The sequence below is a fragment of the Arthrobacter sp. B2I5 genome (assembly GCF_030816735.1).
In the GTDB taxonomy this organism is placed as follows: domain Bacteria; phylum Actinomycetota; class Actinomycetes; order Actinomycetales; family Micrococcaceae; genus Arthrobacter.
In genome coordinates this window covers 90,033-111,324 of the sequence record NZ_JAUSYF010000001.1, presented here as the reverse complement: position 1 = coordinate 111,324, position 21,292 = coordinate 90,033, and the positions used below count along the sequence as shown (strand labels likewise).

At 66.3% G+C, this 21,292-nt stretch carries 16 protein-coding genes, 1 tRNA gene and 2 pseudogenes; 12 read left to right on the top strand and 7 right to left on the bottom strand.

All coding sequences use genetic code 11. The features are described 5' to 3' along the window. Positions 1–3 precede the first annotated feature (3 nt). Together QFZ60_RS00455 and QFZ60_RS00450 are read left to right on the top strand one after the other, a co-directional pair. Complete coding sequence (locus tag QFZ60_RS00455) at positions 4–486, top strand: cation:proton antiporter regulatory subunit (RefSeq protein WP_056331515.1); 483 nt, start codon at positions 4–6, stop codon at positions 484–486. A 5-nt stretch (positions 487–491) separates the two neighbouring features. Next, positions 492–1,673: a cation:proton antiporter gene (locus QFZ60_RS00450; protein ID WP_056331513.1), complete on the top strand. Its 1,182-nt coding sequence runs from the start codon at positions 492–494 to the stop codon at positions 1,671–1,673. Positions 1,674–1,721: 48 nt separating this feature from the next. Here the strand turns inward: QFZ60_RS00450 and dcd are convergent, their stop codons facing one another. Beyond that, positions 1,722–2,297, bottom strand: coding sequence for a dCTP deaminase (gene dcd / locus QFZ60_RS00445; RefSeq protein ID WP_018769967.1), 576 nt, complete (start codon positions 2,295–2,297; stop codon positions 1,722–1,724). Positions 2,298–2,421: 124 nt separating this feature from the next. Between dcd and QFZ60_RS00440 the strand changes: the two genes are divergently transcribed. Next, a complete protein-coding gene (locus QFZ60_RS00440; RefSeq protein WP_307087190.1) occupies positions 2,422–4,167 on the top strand; it encodes a CAP domain-containing protein in 1,746 nt (581 codons plus the stop codon). A 20-nt stretch (positions 4,168–4,187) separates the two neighbouring features. Here the strand turns inward: QFZ60_RS00440 and QFZ60_RS00435 are convergent, their stop codons facing one another. Then, the gene (locus QFZ60_RS00435) at positions 4,188–4,649 is read right to left on the bottom strand and encodes an SRPBCC family protein (RefSeq protein ID WP_307087188.1); all 462 of its coding nucleotides are present in this window, start codon (positions 4,647–4,649) and stop codon (positions 4,188–4,190) included. A 240-nt stretch (positions 4,650–4,889) separates the two neighbouring features. Between QFZ60_RS00435 and QFZ60_RS00430 the strand changes: the two genes are divergently transcribed. The 3 genes from QFZ60_RS00430 (at position 4,890) to QFZ60_RS00420 (ending at position 6,373) form a co-directional block, all read left to right on the top strand. Continuing rightward, positions 4,890–4,960 (top strand) — tRNA-Gly (locus tag QFZ60_RS00430). A 106-nt stretch (positions 4,961–5,066) separates the two neighbouring features. Next, a complete protein-coding gene (locus QFZ60_RS00425; RefSeq protein WP_200830458.1) occupies positions 5,067–5,207 on the top strand; it encodes a hypothetical protein in 141 nt (46 codons plus the stop codon). Further along, positions 5,204–6,373 carry a N(5)-(carboxyethyl)ornithine synthase gene (locus QFZ60_RS00420; RefSeq protein ID WP_307087185.1) on the top strand — a complete coding sequence of 390 codons (1,170 nt, stop codon included), beginning with the start codon at positions 5,204–5,206 and terminating at the stop codon, positions 6,371–6,373. Before QFZ60_RS00425 ends, QFZ60_RS00420 begins: the two co-directional genes overlap by 4 nt. Positions 6,374–6,439: 66 nt before the next feature. Here QFZ60_RS00420 and QFZ60_RS00415 read toward each other — a convergent pair whose 3' ends face one another. After that, positions 6,440–7,816 carry an MFS transporter gene (locus QFZ60_RS00415; protein WP_307087184.1) on the bottom strand — a complete coding sequence of 459 codons (1,377 nt, stop codon included), beginning with the start codon at positions 7,814–7,816 and terminating at the stop codon, positions 6,440–6,442. Between the two features lie 140 nt (positions 7,817–7,956). Between QFZ60_RS00415 and QFZ60_RS00410 the strand changes: the two are divergent. After that, positions 7,957–8,812: pseudogene (locus QFZ60_RS00410) on the top strand (LysR substrate-binding domain-containing protein). Positions 8,813–8,980: 168 nt separating this feature from the next. Continuing rightward, positions 8,981–9,295: a hypothetical protein gene (locus QFZ60_RS00405; protein ID WP_307087182.1), complete on the top strand. Its 315-nt coding sequence runs from the start codon at positions 8,981–8,983 to the stop codon at positions 9,293–9,295. Positions 9,296–9,405: 110 nt separating this feature from the next. On the opposite strand, the pseudogene QFZ60_RS00400 reads toward QFZ60_RS00405, so the two are convergent. The 3 genes and pseudogenes from QFZ60_RS00400 to QFZ60_RS00390 form a co-directional block, all read right to left on the bottom strand. Further along, positions 9,406–12,913, bottom strand: a pseudogene (locus tag QFZ60_RS00400) (bifunctional proline dehydrogenase/L-glutamate gamma-semialdehyde dehydrogenase). Positions 12,914–13,144: 231 nt separating this feature from the next. After that, positions 13,145–14,323 (bottom strand): IS30 family transposase, encoded by a 1,179-nt coding sequence (locus tag QFZ60_RS00395; protein WP_307087179.1) that lies wholly within the window; start codon positions 14,321–14,323, stop codon positions 13,145–13,147. A 155-nt stretch (positions 14,324–14,478) separates the two neighbouring features. Next, the gene (locus QFZ60_RS00390) at positions 14,479–15,942 is read right to left on the bottom strand and encodes an amino acid permease (protein ID WP_307087177.1); all 1,464 of its coding nucleotides are present in this window, start codon (positions 15,940–15,942) and stop codon (positions 14,479–14,481) included. Between the two features lie 156 nt (positions 15,943–16,098). Between QFZ60_RS00390 and QFZ60_RS00385 the strand changes: the two genes are divergently transcribed. From QFZ60_RS00385 to QFZ60_RS00370, 4 genes are all read left to right on the top strand, one after another. Then, positions 16,099–17,013, top strand: coding sequence for a LysR substrate-binding domain-containing protein (locus QFZ60_RS00385; protein ID WP_307087175.1), 915 nt, complete (start codon positions 16,099–16,101; stop codon positions 17,011–17,013). 170 nt (positions 17,014–17,183) lie between these two features. Beyond that, on the top strand, positions 17,184–17,609 hold the full coding sequence (gene panD / locus QFZ60_RS00380; RefSeq protein ID WP_307087174.1) for an aspartate 1-decarboxylase: 426 nt from the start codon (positions 17,184–17,186) through the stop codon (positions 17,607–17,609). A 51-nt stretch (positions 17,610–17,660) separates the two neighbouring features. Then, positions 17,661–18,587, top strand: a complete 927-nt coding sequence (locus tag QFZ60_RS00375; RefSeq protein ID WP_307087172.1) for an AEC family transporter — start codon at positions 17,661–17,663, stop codon at positions 18,585–18,587. A 42-nt stretch (positions 18,588–18,629) separates the two neighbouring features. Next, complete coding sequence (locus tag QFZ60_RS00370) at positions 18,630–19,784, top strand: FAD-dependent oxidoreductase (RefSeq protein ID WP_307087170.1); 1,155 nt, start codon at positions 18,630–18,632, stop codon at positions 19,782–19,784. Here the strand turns inward: QFZ60_RS00370 and QFZ60_RS00365 are convergent. Continuing rightward, positions 19,781–21,292, bottom strand: coding sequence for an MFS transporter (locus QFZ60_RS00365; protein WP_307087168.1), 1,512 nt, complete (start codon positions 21,290–21,292; stop codon positions 19,781–19,783). The genes QFZ60_RS00370 and QFZ60_RS00365 overlap by 4 nt on opposite strands.

The following is a 21,292-nucleotide window of genomic DNA, read 5'->3' as shown; positions in this document are numbered from 1 at the left end:
CGTATGAACGTGGACGAAACCAACCTTCCCGGCCTGGGCCGCAGGAAGGATTTCATGACCGCTTCCGGACGCCGCATCGGCGTCGTCGAGCGGCGGGAAGGCCAGACGGAACTGATCGTTTCCACCTGGGACGATCCCGATACCTGCCAGGCTTCCATTCCGCTCACCAGTGATGAAGCCGCCACACTTGGCAACCTCCTGGGCGGCACGCACCTGGCCATGAAGCTCACGGAGGAACACAAAGACGTTCCGGGCATCGTCACCCGGCAGTTCTCCATTGCCGCGGATTCCCCGTTCCAGAACCAGCCCATGGGCAAGGCGTGCATCCGCACCCGGTGCGGCGTATCCATCGTGGCCATCATGCGCGAAGGCGAGGTGCTGCCTTCGCCCGGGCCCGACGTCGTGCTGCACCCCGGTGACCTGCTCGTGGCGGTTGGCACCCAGGAAGGCCTCGACTCAGCGGCCGATATCCTGCGCCACGGTTAGTTCGCATGGACCCGTTGGCCCTGACCCTCATTGAACTGGGGGCCGTTGTGTTCTGCCTGGGCCTGCTGGCCAGGCTGGCCGGACGGATCGGAATGTCGCCCATCCCGCTCTACCTGCTGGGCGGGCTGGCTTTTGGCGCCGGCGGGATCGTCAAGCTCGAAGGCATGCATGAGTTCGCACATCTCTCCGGCGAGATCGGCGTCATCCTGCTGCTGCTTATGCTCGGACTGGAATATACCGCGTCCGAGCTTTTCACCGGCCTGCGCCGGTCCTGGCAGGCCGGCGTCCTGGACCTGGTCCTGAATTTCCTGCCAGGCGCCGGGCTTGCCCTGCTCCTGGGCTGGGGCGGCGTGGGGGCCATGGTGATGGGCGGCGTCACGTACATTTCCTCGTCAGGCATCGCCGCCAAGGTCATTACCGACCTCGGGCGGCTTGGTAACCGCGAGACTCCGGTGGTCCTGTCCATCCTGGTCTTCGAGGACCTGGCCATGGCCGTCTACCTGCCCATCCTCACTGCCACGCTCGCGGGCGTGAGCTTCCTGGGCGGGCTCACCACGGTGGGAATCGCCCTGGCCGTGGTCAGCCTGGTGCTCATGGTGGCGCTGCGGCACGGACACCACGTCTCCAAGGCCGTGCACAGCGAGAACTCCGAGGTCTTCCTGCTCAACGTCCTCGGGGCCGCCCTGCTGGTGGCGGGGGCCGCGTCAGCCATGCAGGTTTCAGCCGCGGTGGGGGCCTTCATGCTGGGCATCGCCATCTCGGGCGCCACGGCCCACAACGCCACCCGGATCCTTGAGCCGCTGCGGGACCTGTTTGCCGCCATCTTCTTCGTGGCCTTCGGGCTCAACACCGACCCCTCATCCATTCCCCCGGTCCTCGGCTGGGCCCTGGTCCTGGCGGCAGCCACCACGGCCACCAAAATGGCCACCGGGATCTGGGCCGCCAAGCGCGCCGGCATCGCCAGGCCTGGCCGGTTCCGCGCAGGCGCCGCGCTCGTTGCCCGCGGCGAATTCTCCATCGTGATCGCCGGCCTGGCCGTTGCTTCGGGAGTGGTCCCGCATGAGCTCGCGGCGTTGGCCACAGCGTACGTGCTGCTGATGGCGGTACTGGGCCCGCTTGCCGCGCGCTACGTGGAAGCGCTGGCCAGGCCGTTCCTCCGCAGGCCGGCCGTCGCCCCACAGCTCTAGGCACACCAGCGCTCCGGGCTGCTGTGGCCTGACTGCGTACTGCTCTGGCTAAATGCTGGTGCGGTGGAAGTTCAGGTGGCTGCGGCTGGCGGTAGGACCGCGCTGGCCCTGGTACCGGTTGCCGTACTCGCCCTGGCCGTAGGGGTACTCCGCAGCCGAGCTCAGCCGAAAGAAGCAGAGCTGCCCGATCTTCATGCCCGGCCACAGCTTGATGGGCAGGGTGGCCATGTTGGACAGCTCGAGGGTGACGTGGCCGGAAAAGCCGGGGTCGATAAAGCCGGCGGTGGAGTGCGTCAGCAGGCCGAGCCTACCGAGTGATGATTTGCCTTCCAGGCGGGCCGCGATGTCATCCGGCAGCGTCACGGTTTCATAGGTGGAACCCAGGACGAACTCCCCCGGGTGCAGGATGAAGGCTTCGTCCTGCTCCACTTCCACCAGCCGCGTCAGCTCAGGCTGCTCCTGCGCCGGATCAATGTGTGCGTACTTGTGGTTGTCGAACAACCGGAAGAATTTGTCGATCCGGACATCCACGGACGACGGCTGGACCATCGCGGGATCAAACGGTTCCAGCACGATCCGCTGGGAATCAATTTCGGCACGAATGTCGCGGTCAGAGATCAGCACCGTCCCAAATTACCGTATCGGTTATCCACAGCCACATTTCCCCGTTGTTGCTGTGGCCTTGTGGGGCTAATGTTGCGAATGATAGCCGCCGGAATGGTCTCCCGGAGGCGTAACAGAGCTGGGGATGTTTGTGAATAAATTTGTGGCGCCCTCTTTTATTGGCGTGCTCTGCGCGTGGGCACTGGTCTCTTCGTCAGTTGCGGTGCCTCCCGCGCCGCTGCAGTTGGGCCAGGCAGGAGCAGCGGGCATCTCCCTGGCGGCTCCCATCGTGCACGACGCCGGGACATCCGCCCAGAGGGACGGCACCGCCGGGAGCCTCACCCCCGCCGTGGACCCGGACATCCGGGTCGCTTCACCCCTGCCGAATGTCATCGCCGCGCCCACTGCAACTTCCGCGCCCACTGCAACCGCCGGCACAGCTTCACCTTCCACGGCTGAGCCCGCGGCCGCCACGGAATCGGCACCGGCGCCGGTGCCCTCCGTCGTTTCGCCGGAGCCGGCCCCCCAAACAGTTTCGCTCCCCCCACTGTGGGCGCCGGACCAGGAACTGGCTTCGCCTCCCGCCACCAGGCTGGCGTCCCCGGAATCCGCCACCGCGCTTCCCTCCACGGAGGCACTGGTCCCGGACTCCAACGCAGCGGCCATCCTTACCGTGTTCACCAGGATCAACGAGTACCGGGTGGCCAACGGCCTGAACAAGGTCAAGTACCATCCCACGGTGGCCGGCCTGTCGCAGGAATGGTCGAACAACATCGCCAGCCGCGAGGTAATCGAGCACCGGGCAAGCTTCTGGACCGATCCCCGCGCCCTCAGCCCCAATAACGGCGCCGGCGAGGTCATCGCCATCCGTACCGACCGCGACGCCGCCCAGCTGGTGGAATGGTGGAAGGGATCGCCCGGCCACAACGCCATGCTCCTGGACCCGCGTTTCAACGTGATGGGTGCTGGAATCTCCTACACCAACTCCACCTACCAGATCTGGGGCGTGGTGAACTTCTTCGGCTACACCACGCTGCCGGCGGGCACCCTCGATTCCCCGGGCGGCGCAGGATCCGGCGGCGCCTTCCCGGCACCGCCGCCAAGCCTGTGCGACGCCCCGGTCAAACACATGCCGCCCACCCTCAACCTCACCGCCGCGGCGATCACCGGCCCGGCAGACCTCGTCTCGGTTGACTCCGCCGGGCAGCTGCTGGACAGGGCATCCACCGGGCCCCGCACCTATGCCGCGGCCAAGGTGATCGGTTCGGGCTTCAGCGGAGCCAAGGAAGTCTTCGTCACCGACTGGGACCGTGACGGCACATATGACGTCCTGACCCAGTGGACCGGCGGTGACCTGACACTGCACCGCGGCAACTCCGGCGGCGGGTTCCAGGCCGCCATCACTCTCGGCAGGGGCGGATGGAACACGCTGACCCTGGCGGTTGGCGGCTGGTGCGCCAACAACCGGATGCCCCAGATCCTGGCCCTGGACGGCGCCGGGAACCTGTTCCTCTACGCCAACAAGGGCACGGGTGATATCGCGGAGCGTGCCACCGTTGCCGCCGGCGTCTACGCTTCCCGCCTCGCCATGGTGGACTACGACGCCGATGGCTTCCAGGACCTGCTGGGACTGAAGGGCGACGGAAGCGTGCAGCTCTACCGCGGGTGGGGCACCACCGCCCTCCGCGCGGAGGCGCGGCCTACCGTGGCCACCGGCTGGACGGATGTCACCGGAATCAAGGCGCTGCGCAATGTCACCGGGCTGAACTCCACGGGTATAGCACTCCGCCGGGCCAACGATGCCGTGCAGTACTGGGACCTGACCGGGGGAAGCCTGGCCTCGGCGTCGGCCATTGCCGGGCCCTGGACCGGGCAGCGGCTGGCCCAGTAAGCCGGGGATGCCGGCGGCGCTTAGATGACCGGTTGAAGTTCCAGCACGTGCTTCAGCCGGTCCAGTTGGGCCACATCCGCGCTGACCCGGCGCTGCAGCATTCCGTTCAGGAATCCAAACCTGCTGAGGAAACCGAAGCGGCCCTCGCGTTTGGCTTCCATGGCGAACCGGACCCGCGTCCCGGCGTCCTCGGTGCTCAGGTAGTAACCGCCCCAGCGGGTGGCAGGCCCGGAAACAACATGGAACTGGATTTCTGCACCTGGCCGGACATTGGTGACTTCCAGGTCCGCGGGGATGCTCAGGCCGGAGCGCCCGGCCACCATTTTGCGGTAGACGGCACCGGCGGCTTCGGCCGGGCCCTGCACGAGCTTTACGCTGCGGACATCGTTCCGCCAGGCGGGGAGATTGGTGGCGTCAAGGAGGTACTGGTAGACGGCCATGGCGTCGCGCTCTATGAGGACCTCGTATTCTGCGATTGCCATGAAGATATTTCCTGTGGTTGACGTCGGCTGCCGCAATAGCTGCCTCCCCCAATGCGGCCGCTACCCGGATCAGGTTAGCCAGCGCTCAACGGCCAAACCTAGCCGGCAGCGCCGACGTTATTGAAGAGTTACTGGATGACGTTATGCGTGCCGGGACACGGTACCCGCCGCCTGCCGGGTTGGCGGGGAGCCCCGAGATCTGCGCTAAGCTAAGTTCTGCCCCGCGCGAGTGGCGGCACTGCGGCTGTAGCTCAATGGTAGAGCGCTAGCTTCCCAAGCTTGATACGCGGGTTCGATTCCCGTCAGCCGCTCTCATCTCCCGCTTCCCATAAAGGGCAGCCTCCCCCGGAGCCCATTAGGTGCACGGGTGTAGTGTCGGTAGCCAGGAACCTTTTCGGTTCCGCTACAGGAGCAATCATGGCTGATAAGTCCCCGCGTCAAACGGCATCAAAAAAGTCCGGAAAGTCCATCAAGGAAAAGCGCGCAGACAAGAAGGCCGCCGCGGCGCCGGCCAGCTCCCTGGACACCACGTCCAGCAAGGCCGCTAAAAAGAAGTGAGCGGCCAACAGACCCAGCTGCGCCTGGGCGTCCTGGCCTCGACGCGGAAACCGGACGAGCGCCGTGTTCCCATCCACCCGCTGCACTTCGAGCGGATTGAACCCGGACTGCGGCAGCGCATCATCCTGGAGCAGGGCTATGGCGAACGCTTCGGCGTCCCGGACAGCCACCTCTCACCTTTGGTGGGACGAATGGCGGCCAGGGAAGAGCTGTTGGCCGCGGCCGACGTCGTGCTCCTGCCCAAACCCCAGCCGGAAGACCTTGCCGACATGCGCGACGGGCAGGTCCTCTGGGGGTGGCCGCACTGCGTCCAGGACCGGGCCATCACCCAGCTCGCCATCGACAAGAAGCTCACCCTCATCGCATTCGAGGCGATGAACCACTGGGCCAGCGACGGCGGGTTCGGCCTGCACGTGTTCCACAAGAACAACGAGCTCGCTGGATACTGCTCAGTCCTGCATGCGCTGGCACTGACCGGCTCCACGGGAGACTACGGACGCCGCCTGAGCGCCGTCGTGATCGGCTTTGGTGCCACGGCGCGCGGTGCCGTGACGGCTCTGAATGCGCACGGCATCCACGACGTCCAGGTGCTCACCAACCGCGGCGTGGCCGCGGTGGGCGCACCCATCCATTCGGTGAACATCGTGCAGTTTGACCACGACGCCGAGGCCCCCTTCCTGAGCCAGGTCATCACGGAGCGTGGCCGGGTTCCCCTGGCGCCGTTCCTGGCCGAGAGCGACATCGTGGTCAACTGCACCCTGCAGGACCCGAACAATCCCCTGACGTACCTGCGGACAGAGGACCTCACGGCGTTCCGCCCGGGCAGCCTCATCATCGATGTCTCCTGCGACGACGGCATGGGATTCAGCTGGGCCCGGTCCACCACGTTCGCCGATCCCATGTTCACGGTGGGTGAGCACATCAACTACTACGCGGTGGACCACAGCCCCTCCTACCTCTGGAACTCTTCCAGCTGGGAGATCAGCCAGGCCCTGCAGCCGTTCCTCGAAACCGTGATGGCCGGCCCGGCCGCGTGGGAAGGCAACGACACCATTGCGCGGGCCATCGAGATCCGTGACGGTGTCATCCGCAATGACGCCGTCCTCCAGTTCCAGGAGCGGGGCCCGGAGTATCCGCACCGGCCGCTCCACCTGGCAACCCTCTAGGCACCGCAAGCACGGCGCCTGGGCACCTGGCTACCTGGGCACCAGCTGCCCAGGCTGCCAGAGCCGCTAGGCTCCTGCCCGGCTGACGATCCTGACCGGCTGGCCGCCCTTCAGATCCATCCGGAGCTTCAATCCGCCCTTCCGCGCCAGGATGACGCCCACCGTCAGGGCCGCCAGCGCGGGAACGCCGCCGGAGACCAGCAGCGCAACGTGGGGATCGGCATGTTCGGCGATCCAGCCCAGCATGGGGCCGCCCAGGGCCTGGCCGCCGATCAGCACCATGATGTACAGGCTCATCACCCGCCCGCGGATGCCCATGTTGGAACTGACCTGCACCAGCTGGTTGGAGCCGGTGAGGAACATCAGGCACCAAAAACCAGACAGCACCATGACGGCGCCAAACCACACCATGGACGGGGCCAGAACTGCAAGGCAGAGCATCAGGCCGTACATTCCGGCGCAGAACACCACGGACCGCAGGCGGAGCTGCCGACGGCGGGTGGACGCCACGGCGCCGGACAACGCGCCCAGTGCCACCAGGGCATTGAGGAGCCCGTACCCGCCGGCGCCGACCTTGAAGACGTGGTCCGCGAAGGCGGCCAGAAGCACCGGCAGGCTCATGGCGAAGACAGAGATGAAGCCGGCCATGAGCCACGGCCAGTAGATGGTGGGCTTGCTCAAGGCATAGCGCAGCCCCTCGCGGAGCATGCCCTTGGTCTTGGGCGCGGGGGCGCTGACATACAGCTGGTCCTTGCGCAGGATCAGGAGCATCACCACGGTGGAGCAGCAGGCCACCGCGTTGGCGGCAAAGGCCCAGCCGGCCCCCACGGCGGTGAGGAGCAGCCCGGCAAGCGCAGGGCCGATCAGGCCGCCCAGCTGGAAGGTGGTGGAGTTGACGCTGATGGCATTCCGCAAATACCGGGGGCCAACGAGCTCGTTCACGAACACCTGGCGGGCCGGCTGGTCAAGGACTGTCACCAGGCCCAGGACCAGCGCGATGGCGTAGACATGCCACACCATGATGGCGCCGGTCAGGGCCAGGGTGGCCAGTGTTGCGGCCAGGATGGCGGCCATGCCCTGGCAAAGGATGAGAATCTTCCGCTTGGCGAACCGGTCAGCGATCATGCCACCCCATGGCCCCAGCAGCAGCGAGGGCAGGAACTGCAGCGCCACGGTAATGCCCACAGCGGTCACGGATCCCGAGAGCTGCAGCACCAGCCAGTCCTGGGCGATCCGCTGCATCCAGATGGCGATGACGGCGATGAAGTGGCCGGCGGCGAAGATCCGGAAGTTGGGCACTTTCAGGGAGATGAAGGTGTGCTTCCAGGGGAGCCGCTCCGCGACGACGGGAAGTGGCTGGGTCTGGCTGTCCGGCGGCGCTGAGCCCGCCGCGTCGATGACTGGCTGGGAGACGGAGGCCGACGAAGGCGGTGGGGGTGCCACAGGAGTGTCCTCAAAATTGCGGGCGGTCTGGGATGCCCTTAACGCTAGGCTGGCGGAGCGGATTATGGAGGCGTATGGTCCCTATAACTCGTATTGCAAAACGCAATGACCTATCAGAGCGGAAGGCCGGGGAGCCAACCATGTTCGAGCCAGCCCAGCTGCGTTCCTTCCTCGCGGTGGCGGACACCCTCAGCTTCACCAAGGCCGCCGAGCGGCTGGGGCTGGCGCAGCCCACCATCAGCCAGCACATCCGCAAGCTCGAAGCGGCAGCCAAGCGCAGCCTGATCACCCGGGACACCCGGGACGTCCGGCTCACCGACAACGGCGATGCGATGGCAGGCTTTGCCCGGAACATACTGTCCGCGCATGACGCCGCCGCCCGCTACTTCTCCGGCTCCGCGATGCGGGGACGGCTGCGGTTCGGCACCGCGGATGACCTCGCCATCACCGGGCTGCCCCGGATCCTGCGAGAATTCCGGCAGATCTACCCCCAGATCAACCTGGAACTGGACTGTGGGGCAGAGCGATCAGCTGTACCGCAAGCTCAACGCCGGCCAGCTGGACCTGGTGTTCGTGAAATGGGTGGCCGGGGCCAAGGACGGCACCGTGGTCCAGCATGACTCGTTCTCCTGGGTGGGGCTGGAGCAGACAGTGCTGGAGCCGGGGACGCCTGTGCCCCTGATCGCCTACCCGGCTCCCAGCCTCAGCAGGAAACTGGCCATCGATGCGCTGGAAGCCAACGGCAGGACCTGGCGGATCACCTGCACCACCCGCCAGATCAGCGGCGTGCTCGCCGCGGTTCGCGCCGGCATCGGCGTGGCCGTCATGCCCACGTCGCTGGTGCCCGAGGATCTGAAGATCATCACCCGGCGCTTCGACCTTCCCGCCGTCGGGGACGTCGACTTCACCCTGATCCGCAACCCGCTGGCGAACGCCGAAGTCATCGATGCCCTCACCCAATCGATCGTGGGCCGGACCATTAACCGCCAAACTTAACCCCCCGCCGTCGCAATTTCCAGCATTTAGGGGAGTTAGGGGGCCCGTGTCCATTGATAGGGGAAGTGGCATCCCCTATGCTGATCTCCAAGGTCAAGCAGCAGGCCAGTTCACCCAAAACAAGTGCGCATCCGCATGCCGGAACGCCGCCCTTGGGACAGGCAGCCAATGACGACAGCCAGGAACACCCATCTCAGTTCTGCGCACGCGCGCCCGCACTCCACAGCACGGCCGTCCACCCGCCAGAACACCCTCGGAACCGGACACGCCTCCGTAGACTCCGGATACGTGGGAAAACCCACCTGCGACAAATGCCGTACCGATGAATTCGTCTACCTTGAGTCGTACATTCCGCCCACGTACCGCCGTGACGGAACAGTGGCCACACTGGGCGAAGTGGCCTACACCTGCACCCGCTGTGAGGAATTCTCAGCCCACAGCGTCCCCGTTACCTGGACGCCGCCCGGCTGGTATCTGGGCTAAAACCACCTGGTCTCCGGGCTGAAGCGATAAGGCCGGGCAACCACCATCAGGTGGCTGCCCGGCCTTTTTAGCGCCGGGAACTTATCCCGGACGGCTCAATCCCGTACTGATCAGATTAGCGCGTCCGACAGGTGGTTCGGGGTGCCGAACCGGTGTGCGGTGATGCTGACGGCCTGTTCGTGCAGGAACGGCAGCAGTTCCACGCGTCCTGCCTCGGTGACGGCGTGGGCGTAGATGGCCAGGTCGGGCCTTCCGCCTGTGGCCTCGGCCAGCGCCGAGGCGTCGCCGCCGATCAGTCGGATGCGGGCTCCGGACAGCTTGCCCGCGGAGGCGAGGTGTCCCGCCGACGCCAGCCAGCCGGCGTCGGACTCCACCGTCACTTCGATGTCCTGTGCGGTGAGCACGGAGCGCAGCTGGGCGGGAAGTTCAACGGCGGAGGACACGGTGAGTGCGGATCCCGCCACAACACCGGCGGCCACAGTCCGGACGAGGTGGGCCAGCGGTTCGCCTTCGGACAGCCGGATGGTGACCGGCAGGCTGCGGTAGCGGAAAATATTGCGCTCGGCGCTCAGCCCGGAAACGTCCTTTGCCGTGCCGAACTCCCCAGCCCAGGCTTCCGCGTCGGAGGCCAGCGCACGCTGGACCGACTCAAGCTCAGTCGGCTGCAGGGCGGAGCTCGCCGCGTTGAGGATGCGGCTGACGGCCGGGTGCGTGACCGGGGCCGTGGCGGTGCTGGCCGCGGGGGTCCAGTCGCCCAGGCCGGCCAGGTAGTTGGGGCCGCCCGCCTTGGTGCCGGCGCCGACGGCGGACTTCTTCCAGCCGCCGAACGGCTGGCGCTGCACGATGGCGCCGGTGATGCCGCGGTTCACGTAGAGGTTGCCGGCCTGGATGCCGTCCAGCCAGATGCCCAGTTCCTCGGAGTTGAGGGAGTGCAGGCCGGCAGTGAGGCCGTACTCAATCTGGTTCTGGATGGCGATGGCCTCTTCCAGCGTGTCCGCGGTCATGACGCCCAGGACCGGCCCGAAGAACTCGGTCAAGTGGAAGTAGGAACCGCGCTTGACCCCATAGCGCACGCCCGGGCTCCAGAGACGGCCGGTGTCGTCCAGCTTCTTCGGTTCCACCGCCCAGTTCTCGCCGTCACCCAGGGTGGTGAGGGCGTTGAGGAGCTTGCCGTTGGCGGGCTCAATGATGGGCCCCATCTGGCTGGTGGGATCCTCCGGGTAGCCCACCTTCAGCGAGGTGACGGCGTCGATGAGCTGGTTGTGGAACCGCTTGGACTTGGCCACGGAACCCACCAGGATCACCAGTGAGGCCGCGGAGCACTTCTGGCCGGCGTGGCCGAACGCGGAGTAGGCCACGTCCTTCGCCGCCAGGTCCAGGTCGGCGCTGGGGGTCACAATGATGGCGTTCTTGCCGCTGGTTTCGGCCAGCAGCGGCAGGTCCTTGCGGAAGGACCGGAACAGTTCGGCGGTCTCGTAGCCGCCGGTGAGGATCACGCGGTCCACCGCCGGGTGGCTGATCAGCTGCTTGCCGAGCTCCCGCTCCCCCAGCTGCACCATGGTCAGCACGCCCTTGGGCACGCCGGCTTCCCACAGCGCCTCCACCATGACGGCGCCGCTGCGTGCGGCCTGCTTGGCGGGCTTGATCACGACGGCGGAGCCGGCGGCGAGTGCCGCAAGGGTGGACCCTGCCGGGATGGCCACCGGGAAGTTCCATGGCGGGGTGACAACGGTGAGCTTGGCTGGAACGAACGTGGCGCCGTCGACCTCGTCCAGCTTCCGGGCGGACTCCGCGTAGTAGTGGGCGAAGTCCACTGCTTCGCTGACTTCCGGATCGCCCTGGTCAATCGTCTTGCCGGTCTCGCTGGCCATGACCTCCAGGAGGTCGGCCCTGCGGGCTTCCAGGATCTCGCCGGCCCTGTGCAGGATTTCGGCACGCTCGGCGCCGGACATGGCACCCCAGGCCTTGCCCTTGTCCAGGGCATTGGCGATGGCGGAGTTGAGGGTTTCTTCGTCGTTAATGAACGCGGGCCTTCACCGAGGCGTTGCCCAGCGTCGACGTCGCGACGCGTTCCAGGATGGCGCGTCCCCAGGTGCGGTTGGCCGGCAGCGCGGGATCGGTGTCCGCGGTGTTCCGGAAACCGTTGTGCGGCATGGCCTCCGGGGGAAGGTTCCGGTCCTGGCGGCGGTTGGGCAGCGGAACGCTGTTATCCAGGGCTTCAAGGGAGGCGAGGAAGCGCTGCTTCTCGCGCTCGAACAGGCCTTCATTCTCGCTAAGTTCGAACACGGCGGACATGAAGTTGTCCTGGCTGGCCCCCTCTTCAAGGCGGCGGATCAGGTAGGCGATGGCGACGTCGAACTCGGACGGGTGCACCACGGGGGTGTAGAGCAGGAGGGAGCCCACGTCCTTCTTGACGGCCTCCGCCTGGCCTTGCGCCATGCCCAGCAGCATCTCGAACTCGATGCCGGATTCCACGCCGCGCTGCTTGGCCAGGAGCCAGGCGAAGGCGATGTCGAACAGGTTGTGGCCGGCAACGCCGATGCGGATGTTCTTGATCCGCTCAGGGTGCAGTGAGTAGTTGATGACGCTCTTGTAGCTGGTGTCCGAGTCCTGCTTGGAGCCCCAGGTGGCCAGCGGCCAGTCATGCAGCGAGGACTCCACCTGCTCCATGGGCAGGTTGGCGCCCTTGACCACGCGGACCTTGATGCCTGCGCCGCCGTTGGCACGGCGTTCAGCGGCCCAGTCCTGCAGGCGGATCATGGCGGACAGGGCATCCGGAAGGTAGGCCTGGAGCACGATACCGGCCTCAAGGTCTTTGAACTCGGGCTTGTCCAGGATCCTGGTGAAGACCGCGATGGTCATGTCCAGGTCCTTGTACTCCTCCATGTCCAGGTTGATGAACTTGGCTTTCTTACCCGGACCGGCGAAGGAGTTGGCACGCTGGAAGAGCGGGGTGAGCTTTTCGACGACGTGTTCCACGGCTTCGTCGAAGGCCCAGGCCGAGTGCGGGGCAACGGTGGAGGAGACCTTGATGGAGACGTAGTCGACGTCGGGGCGGGCCAGCAGGGTGTGGGTGCCTTCGAGCCGGCGGGAGGCCTCGTGCTCACCCAGGACTGCCTCGCCCAGGAGGTTGACGTTGAGCTTGATGCCGTCCTTGCGGATCTTGGCGATGGCCGGGCCCAGTTTGGCGTCGGTGGCGTCAACGATCAGGTGTCCCACCATCTCGCGGAGCACCTTGCGGGCGATGGGGATGACCACCTGCGGCATCACCGGGGCCATGGTGCCGCCGAGTGCTACGGCGCTGCGCATGTACCAGGGCAGGAAGGCCGGAACCTTCGGGGCCAGGGCGGCCAGGTTGCGGGCTGCCACGTTCAGGTCCTCGGGGCGGACCACGCCGTCCACGAAGCCAACGGTGAATTCCAGGCCGTTGGGGTCCTTCAGGACGCCGGCGAGCTGCTGGGCGGAGGCGTCCACCGGGACCTTGGCGGCCTCGGTGAGCCAGCGCCGGACCAGGGCCACTGCGTCATTGGCGAGGGTCTTTGCCTGGGGGACGTCGACGTCAACGGTCTGCTGTGCGGTACCGGCGGAAACTGCTGGTTCCATTGCAACGTGGGTCATGGTTTTTCCCGATCTTTCTGGCTTTGGGAGGAGGTCTTTCCACCAGTATGAGCTTCCGCTCACATAAGATAAAGCGATCTTTTCCAACCAATACAGGTTAGGAAAACTGATCTATTTTTCGGGTCTGCCAGGCTCCGTTAAACACGAAGCGGCAAGCCCGGCCCCTCCCGTTGCTCCATCACTTTTGGTTCCTAAAACGGTGGCGGATTCAAGTGGTGGTCGCAACACGTCCTATGCGGCTGATTCTTCCAGAATTTGCTGGAGGACTTGTGCGGGTGTCTTCCAGCCGAGGGTTTTGCGTAGGCGGCCGTTGAGTCCGGCGGCGGCGTAGTCGAGGTCTTCGGGCGTGACTTTGGTGAGGTCCATGCCTTTGGGGAAGTACTGGCGCAGGAGTCCGTTGGTGTTCTCATTCGTGCCGCGTTGCCAGGGTGAGTGGGGGTCGCAGAAGTAGACGTCCGCTCCGGTGGCGATCCTGACGCGTTCATGAATGCCGACCATCTCCGCGCCCTGGTCCCAGGTCAGGGACCGGCGCAGCTGAGCCGGCAGCGTAGGCAGGGTTTCCTCGATAGCGGCCAGTACCTGCTCGCCGGTGTGCCCGTTGGGCAGGTGCAGGAGCATCACGAAGCGGCTGCTGCGTTCCACGAGTGTTCCGATCGCCCCGGTGCCGGGGGTACCGATGATCAGATCGCCCTCCCAGTGTCCGGGAACAGCCCGGTCATCGGCCTCCGCGGGGCGTTCGCTGATCAGTAACTCTTTCGGGACCCGGGGCTTTCGGTTCCCGGCCCGCCGGTTCGGTTGGCGCACGGCCCGGCCCGTCCGCAGGGCAGCGGTGAGCTCGGCCTTCAGCCCGCCGCGGCCTTGGATATAGATGCACTGATAGATCGTCTCGGGGCTGATGCGCATGCTTTCATCATCGGGGAAATCGATCCGCAGCCGGGCGCTGATCTGTTCGGGGGATAACCGTTCCCGGGCCGTCAGCATCCCGGCAACGTAGAGTGCCAAGGCCTCGTTAACGGCCAGCTTCCGGGTCTTGGGCCTGCGTGCCAGCTTCTGCGCCCGATTCTGCGCCGAGGACGCCAGATAAGGGCGTTGGCCACCGTTGCGGATGTTGCGGCCCAGTTCCCTGCTGATCGACGAGGGGCTCCGGCCCAAACGCCGGCCGATCTCACGCACCCCACACCCGGCCGCCCGCCAGACCGCAATCAGCTCGCGTTCACGGAAGGACAAGTACCGCCGGCAGGCAGGCCTAATTGCAGGATTCACCCCACCATGCTGACGGACGATCACCCGGGCCGCTGACGGAGAAAGACCGGCAGCCTCCGCGGCCAACTCATCAGACGCTCCAGAAGACCTCGCCTCCCAGAAAACCCGAACCACCTCACGCAACACCTCAGGCCGACCAAAACCCATGACAACACCCCAATCACTCAGGTGTTGCAACGACCCCTTGAACCAGCCGGTTGTTTAGGGACCAAAAGTGATAGAGCAACCGGTATTAAGGGGCCGGGCTTGCCGCGCGCTCCGGGGAAACGCCGCCAAAAGTGAGCGGGCGTCGGGAGGGAGGGTTATGCCAGGGGGCGGTGCAGTTCCGCGAGTTCCTGGTGCCGGGGGCTGTTGGGGTTCATCAGGGAGTGCTTACGGCCGTAGCCGAAGTAGATGACCAGGCCAATGACCAGCCACACCCCGAACCGCAGCCAGGTTTCCCAGTGCAGCTGCAGCATCAGGAAGGCCGAGGCCAGGACACCGAAGGCCGGGACCACGGGCATCAGCGGCAGGCGGAACGTGCGCGGCGCGTCGGGGCGCTTGTAGCGGAAGATGATCACGGACAGGCAGACGACGACGAACGCGGCCAGGATGCCGATGTTGGTCAGGTCCGCGACTGCCTTGATGGGGAAGACACCTGCCAGGAAGGCGGAGGCGATGCCGCCGATCCAGGTGACGCGCTGCGGGGTGCCGTGCCGGTCGGTCTTGGAGAACCAGCCGGGAAGCAGGCCGTCACGGCTCATGGAGAACCAGACGCGGGTGACGCCCAGCAGGAAGGTGAGCATCACGGTGAGGATGGAGAGCACGGCGAACACGGAGATGATGGTTGCGATGACGGGCAGGCCAACCGAGGTGAAGGCGGAGGCGAAGCCTGCCTTGGGGTCGATGTCCTTGTAGTTCTGCATGCCGGTGAGGACAAGCGTGGCGGCAACGTAGAGCAGCATGGCGATGATGAGCGAGAGCACGATGGCCTTGGGCATGTGCTTCTTGCCGTCCTTGGCTTCCTCGGCCGCGGTGCTCATTGCGTCGTAACCGAAGACTGCGAAGAAGACCGTGGCGGAGCCGGCAACTACTGGGCCGAAGCCGCTGGGCATGAACGGGTTGTAGTTGTTGGTGTCGATGTAGAACACGCCGAGGCCGATGATGAAGAGGATCAGGATCACCTTGATGGCCACGGCGACGAGCTCAAACCGGCCGAAGGCCTTGGTGCCGCGGGAGAGGATCCAGGTCACCAGCAGGCAGACCAAAATGGCGGGGATGTTGACGATGCCGCCCTTGCCCTCGTCCGCGGTGGAGGTCATCCAGGTGGGCAAATGGATGCCGATGCCGGACAGGAAGGCGTCCAGGTAGCCGGAGATGCCGATGGCCACCACGGCCACAATGGCGATGTATTCCAGCAGCAGGTCCCAGCCGATAAACCAGCCGATCACCTCGCCAAGCGCCACGTAGCCGTAGGTGTAGGCAGAGCCGGCGCGCGGGATCATGCCCGCGAACTCTGCGTAGGACAGGGCTGCGGCCGCTGAGGCCAGGCCTGCAATAAGGAAGGAAATCAATACCGCGGGCCCCACCCCGGGTGTGCTTTCGCTGCCGGCGGCCACCAGTCCAGCAAGGGAAAAGATGCCGACGCCGATAATTCCGCCAACGCCGATGGCGGTGAGCTGCCACAGCCCAAGGGACTTGAACAGTCCGCTGTGCTTGTTTTCTTCTTCGATGTCATCGATGGGCTTACGCCGCATGATCGATTGGCTCAAATCTTTACTGCTCATCAGGGACTCCTGCTCGGGGGTGCGACCCCGCCGCGGCACGCCAAGGAAACTGGCTGTGACGGGGGTAACTCGGTTTCAACAGTATGCGTGCGCGGTTGCGTTAGATAAAGTGGCTACTTCTAACCTATATTCGTTAGTTTCAGTTAGGAATCCGCCATGCTTGACGTTCGCAGGCTCCGGCTGCTCCGGGAGTTAAGCATCCGGGGGACGCTGGCCGAGGTGGCTGAGGCACTGCAGTACAGCCCGTCGTCGGTATCGCAGCAGCTGGCCCTCCTGGAGAAGGAGGTGGGCGTGGAACTGCTCCGGAAGACGGGGCGGCGGGTGCAGCTGACGCCCCAGGCCGAGGTGCTGGTGGCGCACACGGCACAGCTGCTCGAAACCATGGAGCAGGCGGAGGCGGACCTGGCCGCGTCCCTGACCACCGTCACCGGAACGGTGCGGATCGCCGTGTTCCAGTCCGCGGCGCTGGCCCTGATGCCGGACACCCTCACCCGCATGGCCGCCACCTATCCCGAAGTCCGGATCGAAATGATCCAGCGTGAGCCCGAGACGGCGCTGCATGAGACGTGGGCCCGCGACTTCGACCTGGTGATTGCCGAGCAGTATCCCGGGCACGCTGCGCCGCGCTACCCCGAGCTGGACCGGGTCAAGCTGACCACCGACGCCATCCGGCTTGCCGTTCCCCCGGCGTCCGACGACGGTCCCGCCATCCGTTCGCTGGCGGACACGGCGGAGCTCGCCTGGGTCATGGAACCTAGGGGTGCGGCGTCGCGCCACTGGGCGGAGCAGGCATGCCGCAGCGCCGGCTTCGAGCCGGACGTGCGCTTTGAAACCGCCGACCTGCAGGCCCAGGCCAGACTGATCGAGTCCGGCAATGCCGTGGCCCTGATGCCGGACCTGGTGTGGACCGGCCGCGGCACAACGGCCCAGCTGCTGGAGCTTCCCGGCACGCCGCACCGCACCATCTTCACCTCGGTCCGCCGCTCCAGCGCCCAGCGCCCCGCCATCCTGGCCGCCCGGGAGACCCTCGCTGCGGCCGCCGCCGCAGTGGCAAGGGACGACGCCGGGTGACCGGCCGCCGTCGTACGCGTCCCAACCTGCGCCGTCACGCAGCACTTCGCTGTGCAGGCGCGCCCCCTGCGCACGGAGGTCCAGCGTCGCTGGGCAGGCGTGCACGTGAAAGGCGTTGTGTTTCCTGCGTCACTGCAGGTAAAGGGCCGCAGGTCTAGACTGGAGCCGTTATGAATCGAACAATGTTCAAGTCCAAAATCCACCGGGCCACCGTCACGCACGCCGACCTGCATTATGTAGGGTCGGTCACCGTGGACCTTGACCTGCTCGAGGCCGCCGACATCCTGCCCGGCGAGCTGGTGTCCATCGTGGACGTCACCAACGGCGCCCGGCTTGAGACCTACACCATCGCCGGTGAGCGCGGTTCCGGCGTGATCGGCATTAACGGTGCAGCGGCGCACCTCATGCACGAGAACGACATTGTCATCCTCATTACCTACGCGCAGATGACCAGTGAAGAGGCCAAGGAGTATGAGCCCCGCGTGGTCCACGTGGACGCAAACAACCGGATCATCCAGCTGGGCAACGATCCCGCAGAGGGCCTCACTCCCGGCATGATGCGCCCCCCTTTCGCGCTTAACAACGCCACCCTGTAACCGGAGCGTGCGTCCCGGTCCTGACCTCCGCTGTGCCCAAAAGGCTGATCCTTGCTAGGGGTGCTGGCGGGGTTCTTCGTGGTCTGGTGCATCATCCTGGTGGGATGGTTCGTGGGCCGGCGGAGAATCCTCGGCGATAACGCCCGCCCTGTACTCAGCGGCCTGACATTCTTCGTCGCCAGCCCCGCACTGCTTTTCGAAACCCTCAGCAAGGCCCGCCTGCAGGAAGTGTTCGCCGAGCCGCTGCTGGTCACGGCGGTGGGTGCGATCGTAACGGCCGCCATCTTCTTTGCCCTCGCCAGGTTCTGGCTGAAGCGGGCCTTCCCTGAATCGCTGATGTCCGCCATGTCCGCATCCTTGGCAAACTCGGCGAACCTTGGTATTCCCATTGCGGTATATGTCCTGGGTGACGCCAGCTATGTGGCGCCGTTGCTGATCTTCCAGCTGGCGTTCTTCACGCCGATGTTCCTGATGATCCTGGACTCGTGTACCAGCTCGCACCGCACCACCGCCCTGGGGTTTTTCCTGATGATCCTGCGGAACCCCATGATCGTCGGCTCAGGCCTGGGGCTGTTGGTGGCCGGCACCGGCTTCCAGGTTCCGGCGCTGGTCATGGAGCCCATCCACCTTATTGGCGGTGCCGCGATCCCTGCCATGCTGATCGCGTTCGGCATGAGCCTGAACGGCACACGCCCACTGCAGGCTTCCGCGGGCCGGCGCGTGGACACGCTGCTGGCGAGCGGCTTCAAGCTGGCGGTTCAGCCGGCCCTTGCCTATGTCTTCGCGCGCTTCGCGCTGGGGATGGACGGGCACGCACTGTTTGCGGTGGTGGTCACGTCGGCCCTGCCCACCGCCCAGAACGTTTTCGTGGCCGCCAGCCGTTACCAGACCGGGCTTACCGTGGCCAAGGACACCGTGCTGATCACCACCGTGGTGGCAGTACCGGCGATGATCGGCGTCGCGCTCTTGCTGGCGTAAGGCTGCTTTACAACGTGACCACAACCGCAGCTTGGAGGGCTGATGAACACTGTTCTTGACACCGTGGTGATCGGCGGCGGCGCCATGGGCTCTGCGGCCGCATGGGCCTTGTCGCGCCGGGGCCGGCAGGTGACGCTGGTGGAGCAGTTCGGTCCCGGCCACAAGATTGGGGCGTCCCACGGGGCAACCCGGAACCTGAACCCCGGCTACCACCGGCCGGAGTACGTGGCGATGCTCGCCGAGGGGCTTGCCCTGTGGGACGAACTGGAGCAGGAAAGCGGTACGCAACTGCTGGCGCGCACCGGAATCGTCAACCACGGCCCGGGCGGGGACCTTCGGAAGGTTTCCGAAGCCCTGACCGCTGCCGGGATCCGCGCCGAATTCCTGGACCCGGCGGAGGCGCATGAACGGTGGCGCGGCATCCGCTTCGACCAGCAGGTCCTGCATATGCCCGACGGCGGCCAGCTCAACCCGGAGGCGGCGCTGCCGGCTTTCCAGCGGCTGGCCGCCGCCCGGGGCGCGGAGATCAGGCACCACACCAAGGTGGTGGACTTCGAGGTGTTCGACGACGGCGTGCGGCTGACGCTGGAATCGGCTGCGGGCACCGAGGTGGTCACGGCAGCGCAGGCGGTAGTGACGGCGGGCGGCTGGACGGAGAGGCTGCTGGAGATGGCTTCCGGCAGGGGTTCAGACCGGGAGGCTGCCGCGATCCGGATTCCCCGGCTCAGGGTCACGCAGGAGCAGCCGGCGCATTTCCGGGTGGCGGACGCCGGCGCAGTGTGGCCCGGCTTCAACCACTACCCGGGCCAGGACTACCGGGGCTGGTACTCCCCCGTCTACGGCATGCAGACCCCGGGCGAGGGCATCAAGGCCGGCTGGCACGGGGTGGGTCCCGTGGTGGATCCGGACCACCGCGATTTCCGGCCCGAACCGACCCAGCTCGCAGCCCTGCAGGATTACGCGCGGCAGTGGCTGCCGGGAGTGGACCCCGATGACCTGGAGGCCATCAGCTGCACCTACACCACCACGCCTGACGAGGACTTCATCCTGGACCGGGTGGGGCCCATGGTGATCGGCGCCGGTTTCTCCGGGCACGGCTTCAAGTTCACGCCGGTGGTGGGACGGATCCTGGCCGATCTTGCCACGGGGACCCGGCCCGCGCCGTCGATCTTCCGCGCGTCCCGCCAGGCACCCTAACCGGCACGGCCCTCCGGGCTGGGCACGGATTCCTCCACGGGTTCCGCCGAATCCGCCGCAGGTTCCCCAGTTTCCGCCGCCGGTTCCGCCGTTTCCGCCTTGACCGCGGGCATGGCCAGCACTGCCGCGACGGTCAGCAGTCCGGCCACCAGCGCTGCCAGGAACACCGCCCCGGACGCGGAGATTACGGTGGCGGGGTCTCCTTCGCCGCCGCTGCTGCCGCCGTAGATGGAGTTGGCCACGGCACCGAACACGGCCACGCCCAGGGCACTGCCGATGGAGCGGGCAAACATGTTGGTGCTGGTCACCACGCCGCGCTCGTGCCAGGGCACGCTGGACTGGGCGGCGATCAGGGTGGGGGTGGCCAGCAGGCCCAGGCCGAGCCCGACGACGAAGCAGCTGATGGCGATCAGCGCCACGTTGGGTGCGGCCGCGGTCAGTGACAGGATCAGCAGGCCCACCACGGAGATGGCGATGCCGATCAGGGCGGTGGACTTGAAGCCGATCCGCAGGTAGAACTTGCCGGCCTGCGAGGCGCTGAGCGGCCAGCCGAGGGTCAGGGCCGCAAGGGCCAGGCCTGCCACCAGGGGTGAGGAGGACAGTGCCCCTTCAAGGAAGGTGGGCACGTAGGAGGTCAGGCCGATCATCACCGTGCCAACCCCGAAGGACACCAGCGCGGTGGTGCCCAGCAGGCGCCGCGAAACCACCCAGGAGGGCAGGATGGGTTCGGCCGCCCGCCGCTCCACCAGGAGGAACGCGGCCAGCAGGACTGCGCCCACCGCGAAGACGCCAATGCTGACGGGCGAGTTCCATGCCCAGGCCTGGCCGCCCTGGAGTGCGCCGAGAATGAGCAGGCCAAGCGAGCCGGCCAGGAGCACGGCGCCGGCGTAGTCCACCTTGTGCTTTGCCCGTTCCACGTTTTCGTGGAGGGTGCGCACCAGCATCCAGCCGGCCAGCAGGCAGAGCGGGACGTTGACCAGGAAGATTCCGCGCCAGATGCCCAGCGCAGAGAATACGCCGCCCAGGCTGGGGCCCACTACCGAGGAAACAGCCCACACGCTGGCCAGGTAGCCCTGGACCTTGGCGCGCTCCTGGAGGGTATAGATGTCGCCCGCGATGGTGATGGACACCGGCAGCACCGCGCCGGCACCCAGTCCCTGCAGGGCGCGGAAGGCAATCAGGGAGGGCATGCTCCAGGCCAGCCCGCAGAGCACGGAGCCCAGCAGGAACAGGCCGATGCCGGTCAGGATGATGGGCTTGCGGCCCGCCATGTCCGAGAGCTTGCCGTAGATGGGCACGGTCACGGCCTGTGCCAGCAGGTAGGCGGAAAAGAGCCAGGGGAAGGATGAGAAGCCGCCCACGTCACGGACGATCGACGGCACGGCCGTGGCCACGATGGTGGAGTCGATGGCCACGAGTCCGGTGGACAGCATGAGGGCGATGAGGATGGGCCCGCGGTCGGACCGGAAGCCTACGCCTTCCTTTGCGTTCGCTTGTGCCTTCGCCAT

Coding starts and splice junctions, on each gene's coding strand:
- QFZ60_RS00455 (WP_056331515.1), top strand. CDS start 4: ATGAACGTGGACGAAACCAACCTTCCCGGCCTGGGCCGCAGGAAGGAT.
- QFZ60_RS00450 (WP_056331513.1), top strand. CDS start 492: ATGGACCCGTTGGCCCTGACCCTCATTGAACTGGGGGCCGTTGTGTTC.
- QFZ60_RS00440 (WP_307087190.1), top strand. CDS start 2,422: ATGTTTGTGAATAAATTTGTGGCGCCCTCTTTTATTGGCGTGCTCTGC.
- QFZ60_RS00435 (WP_307087188.1), bottom strand. CDS start 4,649: ATGGCAATCGCAGAATACGAGGTCCTCATAGAGCGCGACGCCATGGCC.
- QFZ60_RS00425 (WP_200830458.1), top strand. CDS start 5,067: ATGGCTGATAAGTCCCCGCGTCAAACGGCATCAAAAAAGTCCGGAAAG.
- QFZ60_RS00405 (WP_307087182.1), top strand. CDS start 8,981: ATGACGACAGCCAGGAACACCCATCTCAGTTCTGCGCACGCGCGCCCG.
- QFZ60_RS00395 (WP_307087179.1), bottom strand. CDS start 14,323: ATGGGTTTTGGTCGGCCTGAGGTGTTGCGTGAGGTGGTTCGGGTTTTC.
- QFZ60_RS00390 (WP_307087177.1), bottom strand. CDS start 15,942: ATGAGCAGTAAAGATTTGAGCCAATCGATCATGCGGCGTAAGCCCATC.
- QFZ60_RS00385 (WP_307087175.1), top strand. CDS start 16,099: ATGCTTGACGTTCGCAGGCTCCGGCTGCTCCGGGAGTTAAGCATCCGG.
- panD (WP_307087174.1), top strand. CDS start 17,184: ATGAATCGAACAATGTTCAAGTCCAAAATCCACCGGGCCACCGTCACG.
- QFZ60_RS00370 (WP_307087170.1), top strand. CDS start 18,630: ATGAACACTGTTCTTGACACCGTGGTGATCGGCGGCGGCGCCATGGGC.
- QFZ60_RS00365 (WP_307087168.1), bottom strand. CDS start 21,292: ATGGCGAAGGCACAAGCGAACGCAAAGGAAGGCGTAGGCTTCCGGTCC.